Genomic DNA, 24,127 nt, shown 5'->3' on the forward strand with positions numbered 1-24,127 from the left:
GGTCCGGTTCCACTGGATTCAGGAAATCGCGTGGGCGGATCTGATCGCCTGATCGCAGGCCTCGCGGACCGTGGACTCGCGACCCGGTGCACTCTGGCAGCCGATGGCGATGCGGACACCGTCATCGACGAGAACGGTCCATGCGACGTGATGGTCCGGGCGCAGTTCCCGGTAGGTGACGCCTGCCCTTCCCGCCGGGGTACCGGCTGCGTTGAAGTCGACGAAGACGTCTTCGCGCGCACCGGCCAGGGCACTTCGCAACGCGGCCGCGGTCTGGGCGAGGTTCGCTTGCGGCGGGCCCACCGACTGGGTGAGGTGGAGCGCGACGTCGGCGTCTGACGGCGAGCTGATCTGCGCGCGAGCCGAGCCCGGACCGGACGTGATGTGCTGCACAGGCCACGCCGCGGGCACCGCAACCTGAACTCGTCCCTCCACCAACAGGGTTGACGCGAAGTTCGGTTCCCGGTCACCGCCACCACGCAGGACGAACCCGCCGCATACCGCCACAGTCGACGCGATAACGACGGCCAGCACCGCCGCTCGTCGTGGCTGGTTCGGATCGCTGTCGGCGGTGGGGGCATCGGGCGCGGGAGGCCCAATTTGTGGCCGCTGAACGGCGTCTTCGTCGGCGAAGCGGACCTCAATACCGTTGCTGCGCAACCGTTCAGCGATCGCGTTGGCCAGCGGTCCGAGGCCAGCCGGCGCGTCGATCAGCACCGGCCCCGCCAACCCGACCGCTGCGACCACTCTGTTCGCCAGTTCGTCGTCGACGTTGGCGATGGCGACGGCGCCGGCGCCCAGGCGGGTGACCACGACCAACTCCGCAGCGATCTCGACGACGGTTGCGCGTGTCTGCCGCTGGAGCACCGCGGTACGCCCGATCACCTCGACACTCGTCGCAGTCGTCGCTTCGCGTACGCGATCGACCCGAGTGCTCGGCCACCACGTCGGGCAGACGAGGACGACGTCGCCGGCGCCGCCCACCGCGGTCGCCATCAGCCGGGACCAGAGCTCGGGCACGGACACGGGATCGTCGCCGACCAGCGCGAGATCGTCGTCGATGGCATCCAGCGCCGATGAGACCAGTTCGGAGTCAAGCGGATTGGCTCCGCGTATCGAAGCCGGCCCGACCTCGATGACCGTGTGACTCATGGCGGTTCCACCCAGCCGACCTGGATCAGGCATTCACCTTCGCCGCGCGTGATCAGCGTGGCGCGCCCAGGCGGCATCGACGATGGCCGTACCGAGCCCATCAGCACACCGTCGTCCGCACTTGCGCTCATCATCACGCCGAGGCACCCGATCTCCCGCATCCTGGCGAGAAGTGGGTCGAACATCGCCCGCGCGGCACCTCCCGATCGACGAGCGACGATGACATGCAGGCCGAGGTCGGCGGCGTGCGGCAGGAAGTCGGCAAGCGGGGTCAGCGGATTGCCCGTCGATCCGGCCACCAGGTCGTAATCGTCGACCACGAGGAAGATCTCAGGCCCGAACCACCACGATCGGTCACGCAACTGCTGTTGTGTCACGTCTTCGCCGGGCATGCGCGCCTCGAGCATCGCGAGGAGCCTGGGAATCCTCGCCGCGAGAGCCACCGGTGATGCGGCGTACCCGGCGAGGTGCCCGGTTTCCACGACCCCGAGCAGTGAGCGCCGGAAATCCACGATCTCGAGGCGCACCTGGTCGACGCGGTGAGTCCGGACGATCTCGTGACACACCATGCGCAGCAGAGATGTCTTGCCGCAGCCGCTTTCCCCGAGGACCAGCATGTTCATCTGGTTGGCGAAATCGACGGTAACTGGGGATAACTCGTGCTCGTCGAGACCGAGCACCATCGCCTCGGCCGGTTGCACGCCCCGCGCGACCAGCTCGGGATGTCGCACGAGCGCCGGAAGCAGCTCGATGCGCGGGGCGCGGCGGCCGTGCCACCGCTGTCTGTGCCGCTCGACGGTTGCCGCCACCGCCTCGCCGAGCCCCTCGGTACCGGGCACACCGTCGAAGCGCGGCAGCGCGATCACCATCTCACTGCCATTCGCGGTGATACCCCGCCCCGGAGGGCAATTGGTCAGCGACCGGGCGCGGCGGCGGTCCATCTCCGACTCGGCCGGGTCGCCGAGTCGCAGCTCTATGCGCGTCGCGATCTGATCCTTCAACGCGGGCCGCAGTTCGGGCCACCGCGAGGCGGTGATCACCACGTGCACGCCGAATGCGAGTCCCTGCCCGGCTATCGCGGTGATCGGCGTCTCCAACTGTTCGAGCTCGCGACGCAGGTGAGCCCATCCGTCGACGACGAGGAAGACGTCACCGTGAGGGTCGTTGGCTGCAGCGGGATCCTGGGCGGCGCGACGGGCGCGATACTCGGTCATCGACCCGATTCCCATTGTCCGGAAGAGCTTTTCCCTCGACCGGATCAGTGATTCGATGACGGCGACCGTGCGTCGGCACAGGTCCGTATCGGCCCGACCGGACACCGCACCGACGTGCGGCAGCTCCGCGAGGCGCGTGAGCGCACCACCCCCGAAATCGATTATGTACAACGAGATCTCTTCGGGGCTGTGCGCCTCCGCGAGGGCCAGCATCAGCGTCTGCAGGGCCGTCGACTTGCCCGACTGAGGGGCACCGACGATGGCGGCGTTCCCCGCGGCCATCTGCGCGACGAGTAGATCGCGGCGTTGTTCGAACGGAATGTCCACCAGACCCATCGGGACACTGAGCCGATCTTTCACTGTCGACATCATCAGGTCGAGCGTCGGAGGCGCGGTGAGCGGCTCCAGCCACACCCGGTGTGCGGCGGTTCCTCGGTCCGCGACTCGATCCAACACCGCGTCGAGGACGGCCGGCGCATGTTCGGCGTGCTCGTCATGGTCCGTCGGCGGTCTGGCGGTGAAGATCATCGGCGCCGCAATGTCGCTCCCGTCTTCGGTGTTCGGTCGAGGACAGGGTCCGGAGACGAACGCCGTCTGGAACCGGATCAAGTCCCCGGCGGCTGTCTTCAGCAGGGCCGCGCCCGGTCTGCCGGGGAGCGTGTACGCGTCGGGCACACCCAGCACGGCCCGGGACTCACCGGCGGAGAACGTCTTGAGGCAGATGCGATACGACAAGTGGGTGTCCAGACCGCGGAGTCTGCCCTCGTCGAGTCGTTGACTGGCCAACAGTAGGTGGATGCCCAGCGACCGGCCCAGCCTGCCGATCGCGACGAACAATTCGGCGAAGTCGGGGTGCTGGGCGAGCAGCTCGGAGAACTCGTCGACGACGATGAACAGCGCGGGCAGCGGCGGCAGGCGAGCGTCACGTGACCGAGCCCTGGCGTAGTCCGCGGTGTTGACGAAATTGCCTGCCGCGCGCAGTAACTCTTGCCTGCGGTGGATCTCCCCGGCCAGCGCGTCACTCATCCTGGCCACGAGGTGGGCTTCGCCTGCCAGGTTGGTGATTACGGCCGCAACGTGTCGAGACCGTTCCAAGCCGAGAAACGTCGCTCCGCCTTTGAAGTCGACGAGGACGAAGTTGAGCACGTCCGGCGGGTGTGTCGTGATCATGCCGAGCACCAGTGTGCGCAGTAGCTCGGATTTTCCGGATCCCGTAGCGCCGACGCAGAGACCGTGCGGGCCGATGCCGTTGCGGGCGGCCTCGTTGATGTCGATCAGAACCGGTGTGCCGTCGTCCGCGACGCCGATGGGTACCGGCCGAACCTGTCGGCTTTGGGTCCACACCTTTTCCGGCGTCACCCGGTTCGGTTGGTCGATGCCCATCAGGTCGAGCCAGCCACGGACCGCCGACATGCGGTGTGTTCCACTGGCGGGTGCGGCGTCGGACCCGTGGGCCGCCAACTGTCGCGCACACACCGTGGCCTGCGTCAAGGTCAGCGAGTCCGGCTCGCAATTCCCCTCACGGCGGTCACCGATGCGGACAGTCAGGTGCTCGCCGTCAACACGCAGACACGGCACGGAATTAACCGGGTCGGTTCCGATCGCGACGACCGTGACGCCGCCCGTCTCGGTCGAAGCTTCGGCGCCAGCCCGGCTCCCCTCCGCGACCACTACGAGGTGCCTGCCGGTAGCACCGCCAAGGGTGCGGGATGAATGCTCATGGTGCGGCAACCATTTGAGCCAATCCCACTCGTGTGACGTTTCCTGATCCGTGACCGCCGTTATCGCCACCTGGCGAGGATCGTGGTGTGTCGCCAGTTGGCACACCATCGCACGCACCAGCCCGCGCGCGGGTTCGTCATCGCCGCACACCGCGATGACGCCATGATCCCGGAGCGCGACCGCGACCGGCGATCGCGGCACGACCGAGCGCTGCCGAATCAGCGTGTGCACCGCGGACACCGTCACTGGATCCCGATCGTCGACCGCACCGAGGTCCGGCTCCACCAACGGCGTGCACAACGTCTGCTCACCGACACCCACCCGGACGCAGCAGAAGTCGTCATCGCCGGGGTCCGGTCGCGCCGTTCGCCGGTTGCCCGCCGACGCCCACAACGACTCGGGCGCCGGGTGGCGCGAATACTGTTGGCGGCGTTGCTCGACGGCCGTGACCACGACCTCCTCATCGATACCGTCGAGATAGCGCAGATAGCTCCGCCGATTGCCATCGATCTCGGCTGATCGGTCCGCCCCGCCGCGGGCTCCGTACAGCATCGTGCCGAGCACCGACATGACCATCATCACCGGAAAGAATGCGAACATCGGCGTGCGGTTCGCGCCGGCGCCCGAGGTGAAGTACACGGCCATCATGCCCACCGCTGCGACGAGCATGGCCAGCGGGAGCAGGCGCGCGACGGGACTGGTCGAAGTCACTTTCGGCAGCGCCGGTGGCGATTTCACCACGACGCCGAGTGTTTTCCGGGATGACTCCATTGAGAGATGGGACGCGGCGGGGATCCGCTCGGTTCCATCCACAGCCGACCAAACAAGTGTCGAGGCCCCGTCGCGGGCGGCGTTACGGTGACCACACGGGCACCGTAGGGGGATGCGATGGCTGGTCCAGGCTGCCGAGTCAGCATTCACGTCGATGGGGCGGATACGGCCCAGACTGTGGATTTGGCACTCCCGCGCCGGGCCTGCCTGGGCGACATGCTCCCGTCGATCGTCGAGCTGGTTCGCCCGGATCACCGCGAGGCCGGTGCGCGGTGGCGGCTACACCGAATCGACGGATCGTCGTTGGACGAGTCACTCACGTTGCCCGACAACCATGTCCGCGACGGAGAGGTGCTGTGGCTCACCGCCGATGACATTCCAGATCCGGTCTTCACCGACCGCGATGCCACCCGTACCGTAGCCAGGCGGCGACCCGCACCCGGCGCTGTTCCACGCATGCTGTGCGCCACTGGCAGCGTGGTCGCTACGGGAATCGGCGGTACCGCGCTGTTGTGGTCGACCGATCCTGTTGGCCGCACACTTCCGGTTCTCATCGGCGCCGCACTGACCTGTGCCGCGGTCACCGCCGCCGCCATCGGTGGGCGTACGCACTCGGAACCGTTGCTGGGCACCACATTAAGCGTGATCGCGGTGATGATGGCGGTGGTGACGGGTACCGTCGCGGTACCTGGCGGCCCGCTCGCCGCGCATGTGCTGCTTGCCTCGTCAGCAGCGTTGGCCATCGCGGCGGTCTCGTTGCGCCTCACCAGTCGCGGTCTTGTGCCGCTCGCCGCGATCGCCACCACGTCACTGCTGTGCACCGCGGCCTCGGCGGCCTCGGTCGCATGGCGCCTCGGTGGGACGGCTTCGGGCGCGTTGCTCGCGGCATTGGCGCTGGCGACGCTGAGTCTGGCCCCGCGGCTGGCCATTGCGCTCACCGGCATCGGCCCCGCCCCGCCGTACGACGACATGGATCGTCTTCCCGACTTTGTTGAGGAGAGCGAGGCGGCGCGCGCTCACGACCTGCTGACCGCGATGGTCGCCGGCGCAGCGACCGCCGCGGCCATCGCCGCCATGTCCGTTGGCTACGGTTCCATCGAGGCGCGCGAGGTCTCCGTGCCGGCTGCGGTGTTCGACGGTGTCGTCGGTGCCGCGCTGTTACTGCGCACCCGTACTCATATCGGGACCGCGCGTCGCGCCGCGTTGGCAGCGAGCGGCTTCGTCGCGCTCACAGCGGCATTCGTGATCGTCGCCGTAGCCTTTCGGCAGCACGCCCACTGGTTGGGGGCTCTGGCTGCTGTCGCAGGCACCGGACTTCTGGTCCCGCACCTGCAACGAACACCCGCCCCGGCCGCGCGCCGCGCCGCCGAGCTGGCCGAGTACGCGGCATTGGCGGCGGTGATACCGCTGGGCTGCTGGATCGCCGGCGTCTTCGGCCTCGTCCGCAACCTGGCGCTGACGTGACACGCCTCCTTCGTGTCATCCTCGCCGCCGCATTCGCCTCGGCTCCGCTGACCGTCACCCCCGATGCGGCCGCGATCACGCCGCCACGCGTCGACGATTCGCTGCTTCCCCACCCGCAATCACCGGCACCGCCGCAACCCACCGAGCAGACGGGTTCGTGCACGACCGCGCAGAAGGTCACCCCCGGCGGCGACGCTGGCGGCCAACTGCACGACCTGGACCTGCGGTCGGTGTGGCCGCTCACCCGAGGAGCCGGTCAGACGGTCGCGGTGATCGACACCGGTGTGTCGCGCCATCGACTGCTGCCTCGCCTGGTTCCCGGCGGCGACTACGTGGCCAGCGGCGACGGCACCGACGATTGCGACGGCCACGGCACCATCGTCGCCGGCATCATCGGCGCCGCAACGGATTCGAACACCGCCGGCGCGTTCAGCGGTATCGCGCCCGAGGCCACGATCATCGCCATCCGCCAGTCAAGCACAAAGTTCAGCGCTGAAGACACCAGGGGCACATCCGGTTTCGGTGACGTCGACACCCTCGCTCGCGCGGTCCGCACCGCGGCGGACATGGGTGCCACCGTGATCAACGTCTCGACCGTCGCCTGCGTCGCCGCGGACACCGCTTTGGACGATGGACCCCTGGGCGCCGCATTGGCGTATGCAGTCGACGTGAAGAACGTCGTCGTGGTGGCCGCCGCGGGCAATGCCGGCGCGCCGGGACAGTGTGAGCATCAGAATCCGGCCAGGCCGGGACGACCGGACTGGGACGACGTCAAAGCGGTCGTGAGCCCAGCCTGGTACGACGACTATGTCTTGACGGCCGGATCGATCGGACCGAGTGGTGCGCCTTCGGAGTTCACTTTGGCGGGTCCCTGGGTCGACGTCGCCGCTCCCGGGGAGCAGGTGATGTCGTTGGATCGCGATGGCGACGGATTCGTCGCCGCGGTACCCACATCGACCGGTGAGAAGCCGCTCGCGGGAACCAGTTACGCCGCGCCCGTCGTCAGCGGCATCGTCGCACTGCTGCGGTCACGTTCGCCGCAGTTGACCGCGCGGGAGGTCATGCGCCGCATCGAAGACACCGCGCGGCACCCGGCCGGCGGCTGGAATCCACTCGTCGGTCACGGCGTAGTCGACATCCTTGCCGCGGTCGCCGGCGGCGCCACCTCCCCCGCAGATCCGGGCGACCCGACGGTGGTGTCACTGTCGCGACAGCAACCACCCGACGGACACACAGCGCGTACCGCCACCCGCGGAACCGTCATCTGCCTGGCGGTCGTAGGCGTCATCGCGATGACGTTGCCGGTGAGGCGATTACGTCGTCCCCACTCCGTCGCGCGCGACTGACGCGGCCTCGACGCTCAGCTCCGGCCCGCGCGGCAGTCGCGCCAACAGCGGCCACGGTGCCGGCAGCGGATCGCCGGTCAGCCCGAGCCGCTCGGCCGTCTCCCGATCCCGGATGCCGAAGACCACCCCGGCGTCGTTCACCAAGAAAAGCGTTCCACTTCGTGCACCGTCACCAGTCACGCCCGCCGCTCGCACATACGCGCTGCGGCCCCCGCTCATCGCGAAGGCGTCGATTCGGGGCCCTTCGGCGTCGGCGTGCGCCAGCTGCGCCGGCCGCAGCTCAGCGCTGTCTGGTATCGCGTCGCCCGCGAGGGTTTCCGTGACGACGGCCTCGGAGGCCGCCGCCCACTGCCACCGCACGCATACGACCGGATCGGTTGCCGCACCGGCACGTTCGGGGAACTGCCCGACGGGTAGCGCGTCCACCACAGGGACGGCGCCGATCGCGCCGGGTTCGACTGTGACGACCTCGTGCGCGTCCTGCGGCTGGGTGAACCGGATGAGATCGGCCGCCACCGCGCCGATCCGCTGCACTCCCGCCCTCAGCACCACGTAATGCTGCGACGACTCGGCATGCGGTACGCGGATCACGGCGCCGACCCGCATCCCCTGCAGCGGCGCCGGCGCGGGCGCTCCGGCGTCGTGGATGGCGGGCGCCGCGAGCTCGGGCACCTCGGGCACGGTGTCGAGCAAGGTGCGGGTGACCGGCCGCGGCGCAACGCCGTCGAGTTCGAGCGCACGTACCACGGCCGGATTGCGTAGATCGACCTTCGCGCGCCGCCCGTCAAAGAGCAGATACGTCGTCGCCGCGCCTTCCCCCGCCGCGCTCACCAGGACGCGGTCCGCAGCGGGGCGGTTCTCGTCGGCAGACCCCACCAGGACTGTCAACAGCGACGAATCACTTTCACACGCAAGCCATTCCGACTCTTCTTCCGTCAGCGGCGCGCCGATCATGTCAGGGGCGCCCGGGATGCCGAGCGACGCGCCCCTCGAAGCCCGGTCGACGGCCGACGCGCTGACGAGCCGAGGTTTGGCCGCCGATGCGGTGATCAGCCGGGCCGATGCAAGGTTCGGGACCGGGTGCAGATTGTGGTCGATCCGCACATAGAGGGCGCCGGTGTCGCGCACCATCACGATCGGGGCGTCGCCGAGTCCGCCTCGGGGCTGGAGAAACGCCAGGACGGCGGCCACCCCGAGCCCGATGACCGCCAGAACCGAGCCGACCGACAACGAAAGCGCTTGCGCGCGCATTGGATCGCCGAGCATCTGCACGTCGCCACGGACGAGGGCATGCTGCATGCGCCGCAGCAAGAAGCGGTGTCCGTTGGTCTGCAGTTTGGTGGTCGATCGCCCCGTCATCACTCCCCCGCCGAAAGCCTAAGGCCTGCGGGGAGTCCCGACCGTCACCGCTTTCGACGGTGGCCCATGGCTCGACGCTCCCGGTACGCCGCCACGTGTTGGCGGTTGCCGCAGTTGCCGGTGTCGCAGAACTTGCCCGACCGGTTGCGGGACATGTCGACCAGCACCGCTTCACAGTCCGACGCCGCGCACGTCTTGAGGCGGCGCAGCTCGCCGATGCGGATCAGGTCGGCCAGCGCCATCGCCATCTCCGCGCCCATCCGCTGCCACAGCGGGTCGTCCACCGACGCGAGGTGCAGGTGCCACTCAGGCATCTCCGGATGCCGGGTCAGCCACGGCGAGGCGTTCGTGTCGCGGAGCAAGGCGTTGATCTGAGCCACGGTGCTCTCCTCATCGTCGGCGACCGCCCAGATCCTGCCCAGGCGGTCGCGAAGCCGATGCACCGACGCGAGTTCCTCTGCGTCGCGGTCACGGCGGCCCGTCCAGCCGAAGCTGTCGAGGTAGGTGTTCAACGCCGCCATGTCGCCCAGCCGCTCTCCGTCGACGCGATCGCTGTTGATGAGCTCACACGCGGCCCGCAAGGTGAGCTCGGTGTCATGACTGAAAAGCATTTGACTCATGATGCCTCTCGTCGCTAATGTCAGGAGCGTAGTTTATTTTACTCCTTACATTCCCTCGGAGGTCGACCATGGCCGTGACGGCATCGGGCACGCGGCCCGTTGCCGACCACTTCCGGCTCGGCCTGATGCTGGCGGTCGGCTCGGCGGTCGCGTTCGGCTCTTCGGGTCCCTTCGCGAAGGCGCTGATGACGGCGGGCTGGAGCCCGACCGCCGCGGTCGTCGCCCGGCTGGCAGGCGGCGCGCTGGTGATGGCAGTCTTCGCCACCATCGTCAGGCGCGGGTGGGTTCGCGAAGCGCTGCGCCACCCGACGACGGTGCTCGCCTACGGGGTCGTCCCGATCGCGGGTGCGCAGCTGTTCTACTACAACGCCGTCGCGCACCTGTCGGTCGGCGTCGCGCTGCTGCTGGAGTACACCTCACCGATCATCGTCGTCGCCTGGGTCTGGGCCACCACACGCCGTCGCCCGACCACCCTGACCCTGGCCGGTGTCGGGCTGGCGATCGCCGGGATCATGCTGGTGCTCGACGTGTTCTCGGGCGCGCACATCAACCTGGTCGGCGTGGGCTGGGGGCTGGCGGCCGCCCTCTGCGCCGCCGGGTACTTCCTGATGTCGGCCCACGCAGGCTATACGGCCGAAGGGGACGGGATCAGTCCCGTCACGCTGGCCGCAGCGGGGCTGATCGTCGGCTCGGGTGCGGTCACGCTCCTGGGCCTGACCGGAATCATGCCGCTGACCTTCACCACCGCCGACACCGTCATCGCCGGTCACACCGCCTCGTGGATCGTGCCGGTCATCGCTCTGGGCGTCATCGCCACCGCGGTGGCCTACACGCTGGGCATCATGGGCATCGCCCGGCTGCGGCCACGCTTCGCGTCGCTGGTCGGCCTGTCCGAGGTGATGTTCGCGGTGCTAGCGGCCTGGATTCTGCTGGGTGAAGCGATCACGCCCACGCAGGCTGTCGGCGGCGCCATCGTCTTGGCCGGTCTCGCGCTGGCCCGCGCAGGCGACCGTTCTGAAGCGGTTGCCGAGGCGACGTGGCCGGACGGCCCGCTCGAGGAGTCGTCCGTGCGAGCGAAGCGTTAGCCCCCAGACCCCTCGGTGTGTGAATATGTCCGCGTGACTTTGCTGCGCGAGACGGCCCGACTGGCGGCCGCGACGGCCGCAGTCGCCGCACTCGTCGGCGGCGTGGCCCCGCTGGCGGTGGCCCAGCCCGGCCCACCCCCCGGACCCGTCAGTCCCGGATATGGTTCGGGCACCGCGCCCGGACCGGCGGCGACCTCCCCCGGATACCCCGGATACGGGTCCTCGACATCCGCGTGCAGCGATATCGAGGTGATCTTCGCTCGCGGCACCGACGACACCCCGGGCCTCGGTACGCCGGGCACCGCGTTCGTCAACGCGCTGCGCGGCCTCACCGGAGGGCGCACCATCAGCACGTACGCCGTCGACTATCCCGCCTCGTACGACTTCCTGGCCGCCGCCGACGGCGCGACCGACGCCACCAACCGCATCGCGATGCTGGCGCAGCAATGCCCGAACACCCGCATCGTGCTCGGCGGGTACTCGCAGGGAGCCGCGGTCGTCGACATGCTGGCTGGTGTGCCGCCACTCGGCAACAAGATCGGATCGATCGGCTCGGCTCCCCCGCTGCCGGGCAGCCTGGTACCCAACGTCGCCGCCGTGGCGGTGTTCGGCAACCCGGCCACCAAATTCAGCAACCCGATCACCAAATCGGTGTTCGCCGGCCGCGCGATCGACCTGTGCAAGGACGGCGACCCGATCTGCTCGAAGGGCCGTAACCCGTTCGCGCACAACGACTACGTGAGCGCCGGACTGGTCCAGGAGGCGGCGAACTTCGTCGCTGGCCTGGTCTGACGCCACGCGGGATATCATCTCGTCCCGTGGATTTCGCTCGCCTTCGTCGGGTCGCCGGCACCGCCGTCATCGCGGCCATCGGACTGACCTTCTCGCTCCTGGCGCCAACGGTTGCCTCGGCACAAGGCTGCTCGGATGTGACAGTGGTGTTCGCCCGCGGCACCGGTGAACCCCCGGGCATCGGCCGCGTCGGCCAGGCGTTCGTCGAGGCCCTGCGCCCGCAACTCGGGGACCGCACCCTGTCGGCTTACGGGGTGGCCTACCCGGCCACCTACGACTTCATGATGGCGGCCGACGGCGCCGCCGACGCGGCGGCCTTCGTCACCAACACCGCACAGTCGTGTCCGAACTCGCGCATCGTGCTGGGTGGGTTCTCTCAGGGCGCGGCCGTCGTCGACATGCTCGCCGGCATCCCGCCGCTGGGCAACCGGATCGGCGCGCTGGGCCCGGTCCTGCCTCCGAACGTCGCACCCAACGTCGCCGCCGTGGCCGTCTTCGGCAACCCGGCGACCAAGTTCGGAAACCCGATCACCACGGCGCCGATCTTCGGTGGGCGGGCGATCGACCTCTGCACCGACGGGGACCCGATCTGTTCCCGCGGCCGCAATCCGTTCGCCCACAGCGATTACGTCGGACGCGGAATGGCGAATCAGGCTGCGAATTTCGTGGCGCGGCTGGTCTGAGGTCGCGGCGACCGCTGTCGATTACCTTCGTCGGCGTTGATTAGTTCCTATAGGATCGGCGGAGTGCAAAACGATCTTGTTCGCTGCTTGGGGCGCCGGGGGACGCTGCTCATCGGGGCGGTCGTACTCGCGGTAGCAGGGCTGATCGCGCCCGTCACCCAGGCCACCCCGGGCCTTCTGTCCGTCGCCGCCGCGCAGTCATGCCCACAGGCGGAGCTCATCTTCGCGCGCGGTCGCACCGAGTCGCCAGGTGCCGGCGTGATCGGCAACGCGCTCATCAGTGCGCTGCGCAGCAAGAGCGGAAAGAACATCAACCTCTACTCCGTGAGCTATCCGGCCGATTACGAGATCGACATCGGCGCCAACGACATGAGCTCACGGATCCAGGACATGGCGGCACGGTGCCCCGACACCCGACTGGTGCTGGGCGGATACTCGTTGGGCGCCGCGGTGACCGACGTCGTGCTGGCCGCACCCATCGCCGCATTCGGGTTCGACAAGCCACTGCCTCCCGGGATGGATCGCCACATCGCCGCCGTCGCGCTGTTCGGCAACGGCATCGCATGGGCCGGTCCGATCACCAACTTCAGCCCGCTGTACGGCGAGCGCACCATCGAGCTGTGCCACGGCGCCGACCCGATCTGCAACCCCGCCGAGCCGAAGACCTGGGAGGGCAACTGGCCCGACCATGCGGCGCGCGCGTATGTCAATGCGGGGATGGTCAACCAGGCGGCCGACTTCATCGCCGCACGGATCTAGTCGACCACGCGCAGGTCGCGGGTGACCTTGGTCCGTGCTTCGAGCTGATCGTCGGGCGGATAGTCGACGCCCACGAGTGTCAACCCCTGCGGCGGTGCGGCCGCGAACTCGCTGGACCTTCGATCGGCCGCCAACAAGCTTGCGCACCAATCGGGTTCGCGACGGTGTTCACCGACGGCCAGCAGCGCGCCGACCAGCGAGCGGACCATCGACCAGCAGAAGGCGTCGGCGCTGACATGGGCGGTGACCCGCGTCCCCTCACGCGACCAGTCCAGGCGCTGAAGGTCACGGATGGTGGTCGCACCCTCACGGTGCCGGCAGAAGGCCGCGAAGTCGTGCAGTCCGAGCAGCTTTCGTGACGCCTCGGCCATCGCGTCCACGTCGAGCGGGCGGGGCCAGGCGGTCACATAGCGCGCCTCGTGCGGTTCGACACCGTATGGCGCCGTCGACAGTCGATAGACATAGTGGCGGCGCAGCGCAGAGAATCGGGCGTCGAAGCCCGGGGCGGCACGCTCGACGTCGAGCACGCGGACGTCTCGGGGCAGGAACCGGCCGAGCCGTCGCACCAGCGGCAGGAACTCGCTGTCGCCGGGGCGCGTCGTACGCGGATAGGCGTGCGCCAGAGCCTCTTCGGGCACGTCGACATGAGCGACCTGACCGGTGGCGTGCACACCGGCGTCGGTGCGACCCGCCGCCCGCGCCACCACCGCGGTGCGGAACACCGTCGACAGCGCCTCTTCGAGGACACCGGCCACGGTGCGCTGTCCTGCCTGGACCGCCCAGCCCGCGAACTCGGTTCCGTCGTAAGCGATGTCGAGCCGGAGACGAACGAGCCCGCCACCGGATTCGATGGCGGGCTCGCTCATGACGTCCTCAGGACTTGTCGTCATCCTTGTCGGCCTCGTCAGCCGGGGCCTCGTCAGCCGGGGCCTCGTCAGCCGGAGCCTCGACCTCGCTCGACTCGGCCTTTGCCTCCTCGACCGACTCGTCCTCACTGGGGCCTTCGGCTGCCTCCGGCTCGACCGCGGCCTGCGGCGCGGCGGCCGCAGCGACCGGCTGCTCGGTCTTCTGCGCACCGGCGGCACGCCTTGCACGGTTGGCCTCCGAGGTCACCGTCTTCTCCCGCACCAGCTCGATGACCGCCATCGGGGCGTTGTCGCCCTTGCGGTTCTCGACCTTGATGATGCGGGTGTAGCCGCCCTCGCGGTCGGCGTAGAACGGGCCGATCTCGGCGAACAGCGTGTGCACGATGTCCTTGTCGCGGATCTTCTTCATCACCTCACGCCGGTTGTGCAGCGTGCCCTTCTTGGCGTGCGTGATGAGCTTTTCCGCATAGGGCCGCAACGCCCGCGCCTTCGGCTCGGTCGTCTTGATCCGGCCGTGCTCGAAGAGCGACGTGGCCAGGTTGGCCAGCAGCGCCTTCTGGTGGGCGGACCCGCCGCCGAGACGAGGTCCCTTGGTGGGCTTGGGCATTGCGACTATCTCCTATGTGGGGCCGACCCCCGTATCAGGTAGGGCCGGGACGGACTGGCTTCTTTAGAGCTGTTCGGTTTCGGCGTAGTCCTGGTTGTCGTCCAGGTCGTAGCCCGCATCGCTGTTCCAGGTGCCGGTGGCGACGTCGTAGCCGGCGACCTCGGACGGATCGAAGCTGGCCGGGCTGTCCTTGAGCGACAGACCCAGCTGATGCAGCTTGATCTTCACCTCGTCGATGGACTTCTGACCGAAGTTGCGGATGTCCAGCAGGTCGGACTCCGTGCGGGCGACCAATTCGCCCACCGTGTGCACACCCTCGCGCTTGAGGCAGTTGTACGACCGCACCGTCAGGTCCAGATCGTCGATCGGCAGCGCGAAGCTGGCGATGTGATCGGCTTCGGCCGGCGACGGTCCGATTTCGATGCCCTCGGCCTCGACGTTGAGTTCCCGTGCCAGACCGAACAATTCGACCAGCGTCTTGCCCGCCGAAGCGAGCGCGTCACGCGGCGTGATCGAGTTCTTGGTCTCCACGTCGAGAATCAGCTTGTCGAAGTCGGTGCGCTGCTCGACACGGGTGGCCTCCACCTTGTAGGTGACCTTGAGCACCGGCGAGTAGATCGAATCGACCGGGATGCGGCCGATTTCGGCGCCCGAGGCCTTGTTCTGAACGGCGGGGACGTAACCGCGGCCGCGCTCGACGACGAGCTCGACCTCGAGCTTGCCCTTGTCGTTGAGGGTGGCGATGTGCATCTCGGGGTTGTGCACCGTCACACCGGCGGGCGGAACGATGTCCCCCGCGGTGACCTCACCCGGACCCTGCTTGCGCAGGTACATGGTGACCGGCTCGTCCTCTTCCGACGAGACGACCAGGCCCTTGAGGTTCAGGATGATGTCGGTGACGTCTTCCTTGACTCCAGGCACCGTGGTGAACTCGTGCAGCACGCCGTCGATGCGGATACTGGTGACCGCCGCGCCCGGGATGGACGACAGCAGCGTGCGCCGAAGCGAATTGCCAAGGGTGTAACCGAAACCGGGCTCCAGCGGCTCGATGACGAACTGGGAGCGGTTCTCGGCCTTGACGTCTTCGGACAGTGTGGGGCGCTGAGAAATCAGCATGTGTTTCTTTCCTCCTTCACGGCACCCGCTATTTGATGCCGCGTACTCCAGCCGCCATCCGGGCGGCGGGAAGCCTTACTTCGAGTACAGCTCGACGATCAGCTGCTCGGACAGCGGTACGTCGATCTGCGCGCGCTCCGGAAGCTGATGCACCAGGATGCGTTGGCGCTCACCGACGACCTGAAGCCACGACGGGATCGGCCGCTCGCCCGCGGTCTCACGGGCGATCACGAACGGATCGGTGTTCAGCGACTTTTCCTTCACGTCGATGATGTCGTACTGCGACACCCGGTAGCTCGGGATGTCGACCTTGACACCGTTGACCAGGAAGTGGCCGTGGCTGACCAGCTGCCGCGCCATCCGGCGGGTGCGGGCCAGGCCTGCGCGGTAGATGACGTTGTCCAGCCGGCTCTCCAGGATGCGCAGCAGGTTGTCACCGGTCTTGCCGGGCAGCCTGTTGGCCTCCTCGTAGTAGCGACGGAACTGCTTCTCCATCACGCCGTAGGAGAAGCGCGCTTTCTGCTTCTCCTGCAGCTGCAGGCGGTATTCGCTCTCCTTGATCCGCGCGCGACCGTGCTGGCCGGGCGGGTAGGGGCGCTTCTCGAACGACTGATCGCCGCCGACCAGGTCCACGCCGAGGCGGCGTGACTTGCGGGTCGCGGGTCCGGTGTAACGAGCCATTGTCTGTTTCTCCTCGTCCTACTAGACCCGGCGCCGCTTCGGCGGACGGCACCCGTTGTGCGGCTGCGGCGTGACATCGGCGATCGCGCCGACCTCGAGGCCGGCGGCCTGCAGCGACCGGATCGCGGTCTCGCGGCCCGAGCCCGGGCCCTTGACGAACACGTCGACCTTCTTCACGCCGTGTTCCTGCGCCTTGCGGGCGGCGTTCTCGGCGGCCAGCTGCGCGGCGAACGGCGTGGACTTACGCGAGCCCTTGAAGCCCACGTGCCCCGACGACGCCCAGGCGATGACGTTGCCCTGCGGGTCGGTGATCGTCACGATCGTGTTGTTGAACGTGCTCTTGATGTGCGCGGCACCGTGCGGGACGTTCTTCTTTTCCCTGCGACGGGTCTTCTGCCCCTTCTTGGGGCCGGCCGCGGTCTTCTTGGCGGGTGGCATCGTCGATTACCTGGCCTTCTTCTTGCCGGCGATGGTGCGCTTGGGACCCTTGCGGGTGCGCGCGTTGGTCTTGGTCCGCTGGCCGCGCACCGGAAGCCCACGGCGGTGCCGCAGACCCTGGTAGCAGCCGATCTCGATCTTGCGGCGGATGTCGGCCTGCACCTCGCGGCGCAGATCGCCCTCCACCTTGAGGTTGGCTTCGATGTAGTCGCGCAGCTGGGTCACCTGATCATCGGTCAGGTCCTTGGTGCGCAGATCCCGGCTGATGCCGGTGGCGTCCAGGATCTCCTGGGAGCGGGTACGGCCGACGCCGTAGATATAGGTCAGGGCGATCTCCATGCGCTTATCGCGCGGGAGGTCGACGCCCACGAGGCGTGCCATCAGGCAGTTTTCCTTCTTCTATGCGGAGGTCTTGTCCCAGTCCGTTCCCTCACATGGGGTCCGGCCTCCGTGCCGGACGTGACGAGCGGCGTATCCGCTCAGTGGAACTGGGGTTTCGTCATTCAGTTGTTTCGGCAGCAGAGGGCTGGAGGAAACCCTGACTCAGCCTTGTCTCTGCTTGTGGCGTGGATCAGAGCAGATCACCATGACCCGCCCATGCCGGCGGATCACCCTGCACTTATCGCAAATGGGCTTGACGCTCGGGTTCACCTTCACGGCTCGTTCGATCCTGTTCTTCTGGAGTGTCTGTTTTTACTTGTACCGGTAAACGATGCGGCCCCGGGACAGGTCGTAGGGTGACAGCTCCACCACGACGCGGTCCTCGGGCAGGATGCGGATGTAGTGCTGCCGCATCTTGCCGCTGATGTGGGCAAGGACCTTGTGTCCGTTCTCCAGCTCAATGCGAAACATCGCATTGGGCAGGGGTTCGACCACGCGACCCTCGACCTCTATGGCACCGTCTTTCTTGGCCATTGTTTTTCGGAGATCCTCCGTGTCCTGAATCGTTGGCGCCTTCCCGCCGCGAGCGGCGGATACTGCTTGCGGCGCAGCGTTTGCTCCGACTACAGAACGTGAGCCAGTAGCCAGAAATTCCTGAACAGGGCACGCAAAGAGTCGGCGCGATCACCGCACCGTTGATCCATGTTACTCGCCCACCGGCCGCACCCAAAATCGCGACGGAGGGCTCCGTCAACCGGTCGCCGTCTCGGGCCGGTCCGGTTCTGCGTCACAGCCGCGGACCAGGCCCGATTGCACCAGCGCGGCCGTGACGAACCGGTGCACGGGCCGGGACCTGAAGAAGCCGGTGTGCCCGCCGCGGTACCACTGGATATCGGGGCGGCCCCAGTGCTCCCACAGCCGGTCGATCTGCTCGCGAGGGTGGACCACCTGGTCGGCGATGCCCGCGTAGATGAAGCGCCCAGCCATCGGGACCTGCGGCGGCAACGACAGCGGCGAGATCATCCGGCCCAGCGGGGCGGCCAGCCTGATCGTCTCCATCCGCGGATCGTCGCTGTCCATGCCGGAGTGCCGCGCCAGAAGACCGACCAGGTCTGCGACCGGCACGCCCAGCACCGCGCATTCCAGTTCGTCGTCGAGGCTGGCCACCAACGCCGCGATGAAACCGCCCAACGACAGCCCGTACACGCCGATCGGCGCCTCCGGCTGCTCCCGGCGGATCCACGCCACCAGGCTGCGAACGTCCCACACCGCCTGGGCGGTGGCGTGGATGTCGTCGAGGACGTCCTCACCGGGGAACACCGCACCCTTCGGCAGCCCCTTGGCTCGCGGACCGTGCATCGGCAGCACCGGCATCACGACGTTGAGACCCAACTCCTCATGCAGGTACCAGGCGCGGAAAATCGCCAGGTCGATCGCCGCGCGCCCCATCTCGGTGCCGTGGACACACACCAGCCAGGGCCGCGGTTCGGGGTGGCGCAGCAGCAGACCGTAGCCGCGGGAGTCGGCGTCATAGCCCAGCCAGCGGTCGGCGCCCGGTTCGGCGGCATCCGGCCGGTACCGGCTGGTCCAACGCAGCCGGTAATACGAGCGGTTGCGACGACGCACCGGCGAGACGTCCAGGTCGCTCGGGGGCCCCGGCGCGGCGAAGAACGCCGCCGGATCGTCGAGGCTTCCACGCTCTCCGTAGAAGTCCAGCGCCGCCACCACTTCACCGTGGATCCGCTCAAACGCCCGCGGATCGCTGAGCGGACGCCGCGCCCGCAACCCGAGCAGCACCACCTCGTCGCGGAACGCCTCGGCGGCCAACGCGACCGTCGGCCGCACGGTCGGCGTCTGATCGCGGCCGTCGTGGAGGTAGTCACGCCACGAGCGCGCGTAGTAACCGCCGGTTCTGGTCAGCGGTTGCACCGCACTGCGCAGCGGCGCCTGTATCCGCGGCACGGTGGGGCGGTGCGGAGTCCGTGCGCCACCGTCGGCGCCGACACCGATGTCGTCTGTTCCCACACCTTCGACAGTAGCCACGCAGCCGCCGTCTCCGTAGAGCCATTGGTCACCTGTGCGTGCACGGATCCGGCCGACACAGGGCCCCTGAGGCGGGTAATCGTGCTGGTGCTCAGCCGGTTTCGGCACCGACTGTTTGGCGCAAAGTGGCGCCCACCACTCTGCACGGCCAATGTGGCGGCCCCGATAACATGGCCTACGTCGTTTTGCTGCTGCGAGGTGACTTCGGTCCCTAGTCACCGCCGGCGGCCGGTGGTCCGATGAGAAGTGGCAATCCCGCCGCGCACACCACCCGCTAGGAGCAAACGATGGGTAAGCAAAGACCAATCCTGGCAGATGTGATGGCCGCGGTCGGTATCGCCGCCCTCTACAAAGCCCACGTACAGCCGTGGATATACACCTGGGGCGCCCGTGAAGACGAGATCACCGCAACACTGCCGGGTGACGATTTGGTCGATCCCGACACGCCACGGACCACCCGGGCGGTGTCCATCGCCGCCACACGCGACGACGTGTGGCCCTGGCTGGCTCAGATCGGCGAGGACCGCGGAGGCTTCTACAGCTATTCGGTGCTGGAGCGTGCCGTCGGGGCGGATGTACACAACGCCGCGGTCATCCATCCCGAGTGGCAGGAGCTGCAGGTCGGCGACACGATCTGGCTGGCCCGCCGGTACGGTCCCGGGGCCCGGCAGATCGTGGCGGACGTGAAACCCCGATCACATCTCGTGCTGGTGTCGCCAGCCGACTTCGAGCGCCTGCAGCGGGGCGAAAAAGCCTCGGGCTGCTGGTCTTTCGTGCTCCGCCCGGAAGTGGGACGGACCCGCCTGATTGTGCGCGGCAGCGGGGGCGCGGTGGGCCATTCCTGGTTCGACATACCGCATTTCGTGATGGAGCAGAAGATGATGCGGGGCATAGCGCAGCGGACCCAGCGGACCCGTCGGCTGTCGCGGCCGTCACCCGGGTATCGGTGGGACGATGGGCGCATACTTGTACGCGATGACCGGCCCCTCGCCCCAGCCCCGTAAACCCGTCATTTTGAGCGTCGATGACGATCCGGCGGTGTCGCGCGCGGTCGCCCGCGATCTGCGGCGCCACTACGGCGAAGGATTTCGCATCGTGCGCGCCGAGAACGGCCCCGATGCGCTCGAGACGCTCAACGAACTGAAACTGCGCGGTGAGACCGTCGCGGTGTTCGTCGCCGACTACCGGATGCCGCAGATGAGCGGGATCGAATTCCTCGAAGAGGCGATGGACATCTTCCCGATGGCCCGCCGCGTACTGCTGACCGCGTATGCCGACACGCACGCCGCGATCGACGCGATCAACGTCGTCGACCTCGATCATTACCTGCTCAAACCGTGGGACCCGCCGCAGGAGAAGCTCTATCCGGTGATCGACGCGCTGATCGAAGCCTGGCGCGAGACCGGCGACCGGGCGATCCCGCACACCAAGATCATCGGGCACCCGTGGAACGCTCGCTCGTCGGAGGTTCGCGAGTTCCTCGCCCGCAATCGGCTCTACTACACGTGGTTTCGCGCCGACGAACCCAAGGGCAGGCAGCTGCTTGACGCCGCGGGCCTCGACGGGCTGACGCTTCCGGTGGTTGTCACCGAACAGGGCGAGACGCTCGTCGCGCCGGACGACGCCGAACTCGGCGCGACGCTCGGCTTGTCGATCACGCCCTCGGAGGACTTCTACGATCTGGTCGTCATCGGCGGCGGCCCCGCGGGTCTGGCCGCGGCGGTCTACGGCGCCTCCGAGGGCCTCAAGACGGTCCTCATCGAGCGCACGGCCACGGGTGGGCAGGCCGGGCAGAGCTCACGGATCGAGAACTACCTCGGCTTTCCCGACGGCGTCTCGGGGTCTCAGCTCGCCGAGCGGGCCCGCAGACAAGCCGAGAAGTTCGAAGCCGAGCTCATCACGACGGCCGAGGTCAGCGCGCTCGAGATCGACGGCAACGCCCGCACCGTCCACCTGTCCGACGGCCGATCGATCGGGACGCGGGCGGTGATCCTGGCGATGGGCGTGGAGTACCGGCAGCTGCCCGCCGAGGGCTGCGCCGATCTCACCGGCGCGGGCGTCTACTACGGAGCCACCTCGTCGGTGGCCGCCGAATGCGAGGACGAGGAGGTCTTCGTCATCGGCGGCGCCAACTCCGCAGGACAGGCCGCGATGTTCCTGTCGCGAACCGCTAAGAAGGTGAGCATCGTCTGTCGCCGCACCCTCGAGGACTCGATGTCCTACTACCTGATTCAGCAGATCAGGGCGACCGACAACATCCGCGAACTTCCGCACACCGCCGTGCACAAGGTCGAAGGCAACGGCCACCTGGAACGCATCTGCCTGGAGAACCTGAACACCGGTGAGCGCGAGGAACACACGTGCGGCCGCATGTTCATCTTCATCGGGGCCGAACCGCGCACCGACTGGGTGGAACAGGCGGGTATCGCCCGCGACGACCACGGATTCATCCTCGCCGGGCCCGATCTGCGCGACGTGGCCGGCTGGACGCTGGACCGTCCGCCGCACCACCTGGAAACAAGCGTGCCCGGTGTGTTTGTTGCAGGAGATGTGCGTTCGGAATCCGCCAAGAGGGTGGCGGCCGCCGTCGGCGAAGGGTCGATGGCGGTGATGTTGGTGCACCGATACCTGGCGGAGGCGTGATGGGCGACAACGAGAACCAGTGCATACCCGACGAACTGCGGTCGCTGTTCCTGTTCGAGGCGCTCACCGACCGGCAACTACAGGTTCTGTGCGACAACGGCCACATCGCCACGTTCCAACCCGGTCCCGTGTGCACCGAGGGCGACCCGGCAACCTGCTTCTACGTGTTGCTCGACGGTGAACTGGTGATGTCGAAGCGCTCGGGCGGCGTGGACATCCAAACCAATCGCACGTCCCAGCGCGGGGTGTACTGCGGCGCGTGGTCGGCCTACGTCCCCGACGAAGAGCACCTCTATGAAGCCTCGGTCCGCGTCACGAGGCCGTCGCGCTTCTTTGTGCTCGACGCCGAGGCGTTCGCCAAGTTCATGCAGGCGGAGTTCCCGATGGCCGTGCACCTGCTCGAGGGGCACCGCGTCGGCGGCCGGCGCCAGAGCCAGATCCTCGGCCAGCGCGAGAAGCTGCTCGCACTGGGCACGATCACCGCCGGCCTGACCCATCAGCTCAACAACCCGGCGGCGGCCGCCGCCCGCGCGGTGGCCGACCTTCGCGAGGGCGTCGGCAAGATGCGCTACAAGCTGGCGATGCTGGCCGACGGCCAGTTCACCCCGGAAGCGCTGCGGGTGCTCGTACGGATCCAGGACGAAGTCGCCGAGCAGGTCGCCAAGTCCAAGGCGCAGGAACTCAGCGCGCTCGAGTTGTCCGACCGAGAAGAACACATCGGCGACTGGCTGGAGGGCCGCGGCATCGCCAGCGCCTGGGACTACGCACCGACATTCGTAGAGGCGGGTCTGGACCTCGACTGGCTCGAACGCGTGCAGGCCTCGATCGATGACGTCGACTGCTCGGCGACGCTGCAAAGCGCATTGGGCTGGTTGAAGTACACGATCGACGCCGAACTACGGATGAACGAGATCGCCGACGCCAGCAAGCGGATCTCGGCGCTGTTGGCCGGTGCCAAGCAGTACTCCCAGATGGACCGCAGCGAGTATCAGGCCGCCAACGTCCACGAGCTGATCCACAGCACGATCAAGACCATCTTCGGCGACAAGGTAGGTAAGGACAAACCGGTCGCGCTGGTGTGGGAGAAGGACACCACACTGCCTCAATTGATGTGCTACCCAGGCGATCTCAACGAGGTCTGGACCAACATCATCGACAACGCGATCCAAGCCATGAACTATGAGGGCACGTTGACGATCCGCACATCGCGTAAGAACGACGAGATGGTCCGCGTCGAGATCTGCGACGACGGCCAAGGCATCGCAGAGAAGAACATCGACCGTATCTTCACACCGTTCTTCACCACCAAGCCGTTCGGCCAGGGCACCGGTCTGGGGCTCGATCTCGCCCGGCGCATCGTCGTCGAGAAGCACCACGGCGACATCCGGGTCAAGTCCGCGCCCGGCGATACCCGGTTCATCATCGATCTACCGTTGGTTGCGCCGGCCCCCGAGGCGCCGACCCCGACGGAAGTGCCCGACGTAGCCGGATAGCCGGAATATCCCTTGGACACCGAGAAGTTGGAGCGACCATGACGAAACCCGATCTCGGCAGGTACGGCGCGTTCGGCCATTACTCCATGTGGCAGAAGCTGAGCCCAAAGCAGCTGCGGGCCATCGAAGACCTCGGCTACGGGGCGATCTGGGCCGGTGGCTCCCCCGCGGCCGAATTGGGTTGGGTGGAACCGATTCTCGAGGCGACGAACACACTCAAGCTCGCCACCGGCATCGTCAACATCTGGACCGCCGAAGCCGGGCCCGTCAGCGAGTCCTTCCACCGCATCGAGAAGGCCTGCCCCGGACGTTTCGTGCTGGGCATCGGCGTCGGCCATCCCGAGGCGCATACCGAATACCAGAAGCCGTATGACGCGCTCGTCGCCTACCTCGACAAGCTCGATGAGTACGGGGTCCCGAAAGAGCGACGGGTGGTCGCCGCGCTGGGTCCGCGGGTGCTCAAGCTGTCCGCCGAACGCGCTGCCGGGCCGCATCCGTATCTGACGACGCCAGAACACACCGCCGAGGCGCGCAAGCTCATCGGGCCGGATGCGTTCCTCGCTCCCGAACACAAGGTGGTGCCGACCACCGAAGTGGACAATGCCCGCGCGGTCGGCCGCAAGGCGCTCGACATCTACCTCAATCTCACGAACTATCTGAATAGCTGGAAGCGTCTCGGATTCACCGACGACGAGGTCGCCAAGCCGGGCAGCGACCGGCTTGTCGACGCCGTGGTGGCGTATGGCACCGTCGACGCCATAGCCGCGCGACTCAACGAGCATCTCGAAGCGGGCGCCGACCACGTGCCCGTGCAGGTGCTCACCGGACCGGACAAGCTGGTGGACGCGTTGGCTCAATTGGCCGGTCCGCTCGGCCTGAAGTGACGTGAAAC

General features: G+C 67.7%; 23 protein-coding genes. 10 read left to right on the forward strand and 13 right to left on the reverse strand.

Annotated features, from left to right (window positions below; all coding sequences use genetic code 11):
- Positions 1-18: 18 nt before the first annotated feature.
- A complete protein-coding gene (locus AAHH99_RS11110; RefSeq protein ID WP_418768676.1) occupies positions 19-1,152 on the reverse strand; it encodes a type VII secretion-associated protein in 1,134 nt (377 codons plus the stop codon).
- Positions 1,149-4,859 (reverse strand): type VII secretion protein EccCa, encoded by a 3,711-nt coding sequence (gene eccCa, locus AAHH99_RS11115; protein ID WP_418768677.1) that lies wholly within the window; start codon positions 4,857-4,859, stop codon positions 1,149-1,151. Before eccCa ends, AAHH99_RS11110 begins: the two co-directional genes overlap by 4 nt.
- Positions 4,860-4,976: 117 nt before the next feature.
- On the opposite strand from eccCa, the gene eccD reads away from it, so the two are divergent.
- Both eccD and mycP read left to right on the forward strand, forming a co-directional pair.
- The gene (gene eccD / locus AAHH99_RS11120; protein ID WP_418768678.1) at positions 4,977-6,323 is read left to right on the forward strand and encodes a type VII secretion integral membrane protein EccD; all 1,347 of its coding nucleotides are present in this window, start codon (positions 4,977-4,979) and stop codon (positions 6,321-6,323) included.
- Entirely contained in the window at positions 6,320-7,669 is a 1,350-nt protein-coding gene (gene mycP / locus AAHH99_RS11125) for a type VII secretion-associated serine protease mycosin (RefSeq protein ID WP_418768679.1), read from the forward strand. Before eccD ends, mycP begins: the two co-directional genes overlap by 4 nt.
- Here the strand turns inward: mycP and eccB are convergent.
- Positions 7,637-9,028 carry a type VII secretion protein EccB gene (gene eccB, locus AAHH99_RS11130; protein WP_418768680.1) on the reverse strand — a complete coding sequence of 464 codons (1,392 nt, stop codon included), beginning with the start codon at positions 9,026-9,028 and terminating at the stop codon, positions 7,637-7,639. The two genes, mycP and eccB, sit on opposite strands and share 33 nt — an antisense overlap.
- A gap of 44 nt (positions 9,029-9,072) precedes the next feature.
- Positions 9,073-9,639 carry a CGNR zinc finger domain-containing protein gene (locus AAHH99_RS11135; RefSeq protein ID WP_418768681.1) on the reverse strand — a complete coding sequence of 189 codons (567 nt, stop codon included), beginning with the start codon at positions 9,637-9,639 and terminating at the stop codon, positions 9,073-9,075.
- Positions 9,640-9,716: 77 nt separating this feature from the next.
- Between AAHH99_RS11135 and AAHH99_RS11140 the strand changes: the two genes are divergently transcribed.
- The 4 genes from AAHH99_RS11140 to AAHH99_RS11155 all read left to right on the forward strand — a co-directional run bounded on the left by AAHH99_RS11140 (position 9,717) and on the right by AAHH99_RS11155 (position 12,967).
- Positions 9,717-10,733 (forward strand): EamA family transporter, encoded by a 1,017-nt coding sequence (locus tag AAHH99_RS11140; protein WP_418768682.1) that lies wholly within the window; start codon positions 9,717-9,719, stop codon positions 10,731-10,733.
- A gap of 33 nt (positions 10,734-10,766) precedes the next feature.
- Positions 10,767-11,525, forward strand: a complete 759-nt coding sequence (locus AAHH99_RS11145; protein WP_064413387.1) for a cutinase family protein — start codon at positions 10,767-10,769, stop codon at positions 11,523-11,525.
- 26 nt (positions 11,526-11,551) lie between these two features.
- Entirely contained in the window at positions 11,552-12,208 is a 657-nt protein-coding gene (locus AAHH99_RS11150) for a cutinase family protein (RefSeq protein WP_418768683.1), read from the forward strand.
- A 63-nt stretch (positions 12,209-12,271) separates the two neighbouring features.
- Entirely contained in the window at positions 12,272-12,967 is a 696-nt protein-coding gene (locus AAHH99_RS11155) for a cutinase family protein (RefSeq protein WP_064413281.1), read from the forward strand.
- Here AAHH99_RS11155 and truA read toward each other — a convergent pair.
- The 9 genes from truA to AAHH99_RS11200 form a co-directional block, all read right to left on the reverse strand.
- Positions 12,964-13,833, reverse strand: coding sequence for a tRNA pseudouridine(38-40) synthase TruA (gene truA / locus AAHH99_RS11160; protein WP_064413280.1), 870 nt, complete (start codon positions 13,831-13,833; stop codon positions 12,964-12,966). The two genes, AAHH99_RS11155 and truA, sit on opposite strands and share 4 nt — an antisense overlap.
- A gap of 7 nt (positions 13,834-13,840) precedes the next feature.
- Positions 13,841-14,440, reverse strand: a complete 600-nt coding sequence (gene rplQ / locus AAHH99_RS11165) for a 50S ribosomal protein L17 (RefSeq protein ID WP_418768684.1) — start codon at positions 14,438-14,440, stop codon at positions 13,841-13,843.
- Positions 14,441-14,503: 63 nt separating this feature from the next.
- The gene (locus AAHH99_RS11170) at positions 14,504-15,556 is read right to left on the reverse strand and encodes a DNA-directed RNA polymerase subunit alpha (protein WP_064399044.1); all 1,053 of its coding nucleotides are present in this window, start codon (positions 15,554-15,556) and stop codon (positions 14,504-14,506) included.
- A gap of 75 nt (positions 15,557-15,631) precedes the next feature.
- Positions 15,632-16,237, reverse strand: coding sequence for a 30S ribosomal protein S4 (gene rpsD, locus AAHH99_RS11175; protein ID WP_064413278.1), 606 nt, complete (start codon positions 16,235-16,237; stop codon positions 15,632-15,634).
- Positions 16,238-16,258: 21 nt separating this feature from the next.
- Complete coding sequence (gene rpsK, locus AAHH99_RS11180; protein WP_064345641.1) at positions 16,259-16,675, reverse strand: 30S ribosomal protein S11; 417 nt, start codon at positions 16,673-16,675, stop codon at positions 16,259-16,261.
- Between the two features lie 6 nt (positions 16,676-16,681).
- Positions 16,682-17,056: a 30S ribosomal protein S13 gene (gene rpsM / locus AAHH99_RS11185; protein WP_064345640.1), complete on the reverse strand. Its 375-nt coding sequence runs from the start codon at positions 17,054-17,056 to the stop codon at positions 16,682-16,684.
- Positions 17,057-17,218: 162 nt separating this feature from the next.
- Positions 17,219-17,332 (reverse strand): 50S ribosomal protein L36, encoded by a 114-nt coding sequence (gene rpmJ / locus AAHH99_RS11190; RefSeq protein ID WP_003879483.1) that lies wholly within the window; start codon positions 17,330-17,332, stop codon positions 17,219-17,221.
- A gap of 36 nt (positions 17,333-17,368) precedes the next feature.
- The gene (gene infA / locus AAHH99_RS11195; protein ID WP_003418601.1) at positions 17,369-17,590 is read right to left on the reverse strand and encodes a translation initiation factor IF-1; all 222 of its coding nucleotides are present in this window, start codon (positions 17,588-17,590) and stop codon (positions 17,369-17,371) included.
- A 216-nt stretch (positions 17,591-17,806) separates the two neighbouring features.
- The gene (locus tag AAHH99_RS11200) at positions 17,807-19,009 is read right to left on the reverse strand and encodes an alpha/beta hydrolase family protein (RefSeq protein ID WP_418769595.1); all 1,203 of its coding nucleotides are present in this window, start codon (positions 19,007-19,009) and stop codon (positions 17,807-17,809) included.
- A 377-nt stretch (positions 19,010-19,386) separates the two neighbouring features.
- Here AAHH99_RS11200 and AAHH99_RS11205 point away from each other — a divergent pair, with 377 nt between their 5' ends.
- Genes AAHH99_RS11205 through AAHH99_RS11220 form a run of 4 tightly spaced genes read left to right on the forward strand, consistent with a single transcriptional unit; the run spans position 19,387 to position 24,119 of the window.
- Positions 19,387-20,103, forward strand: coding sequence for a hypothetical protein (locus AAHH99_RS11205; protein ID WP_234787816.1), 717 nt, complete (start codon positions 19,387-19,389; stop codon positions 20,101-20,103).
- On the forward strand, positions 20,075-21,742 hold the full coding sequence (locus AAHH99_RS11210; protein ID WP_418769596.1) for an FAD-dependent oxidoreductase: 1,668 nt from the start codon (positions 20,075-20,077) through the stop codon (positions 21,740-21,742). Before AAHH99_RS11205 ends, AAHH99_RS11210 begins: the two co-directional genes overlap by 29 nt.
- Positions 21,742-23,235, forward strand: coding sequence for an ATP-binding protein (locus AAHH99_RS11215; RefSeq protein ID WP_418768685.1), 1,494 nt, complete (start codon positions 21,742-21,744; stop codon positions 23,233-23,235). The genes AAHH99_RS11210 and AAHH99_RS11215 overlap by 1 nt, the downstream gene beginning before the upstream one ends.
- A gap of 38 nt (positions 23,236-23,273) precedes the next feature.
- Entirely contained in the window at positions 23,274-24,119 is an 846-nt protein-coding gene (locus tag AAHH99_RS11220) for an LLM class F420-dependent oxidoreductase (RefSeq protein ID WP_418768686.1), read from the forward strand.
- Positions 24,120-24,127 lie beyond the last annotated feature (8 nt).

Source organism: Mycobacterium neumannii (genome assembly GCF_048452905.1).
Taxonomy (GTDB): Bacteria; Actinomycetota; Actinomycetes; order Mycobacteriales; family Mycobacteriaceae; genus Mycobacterium; species Mycobacterium neumannii_B.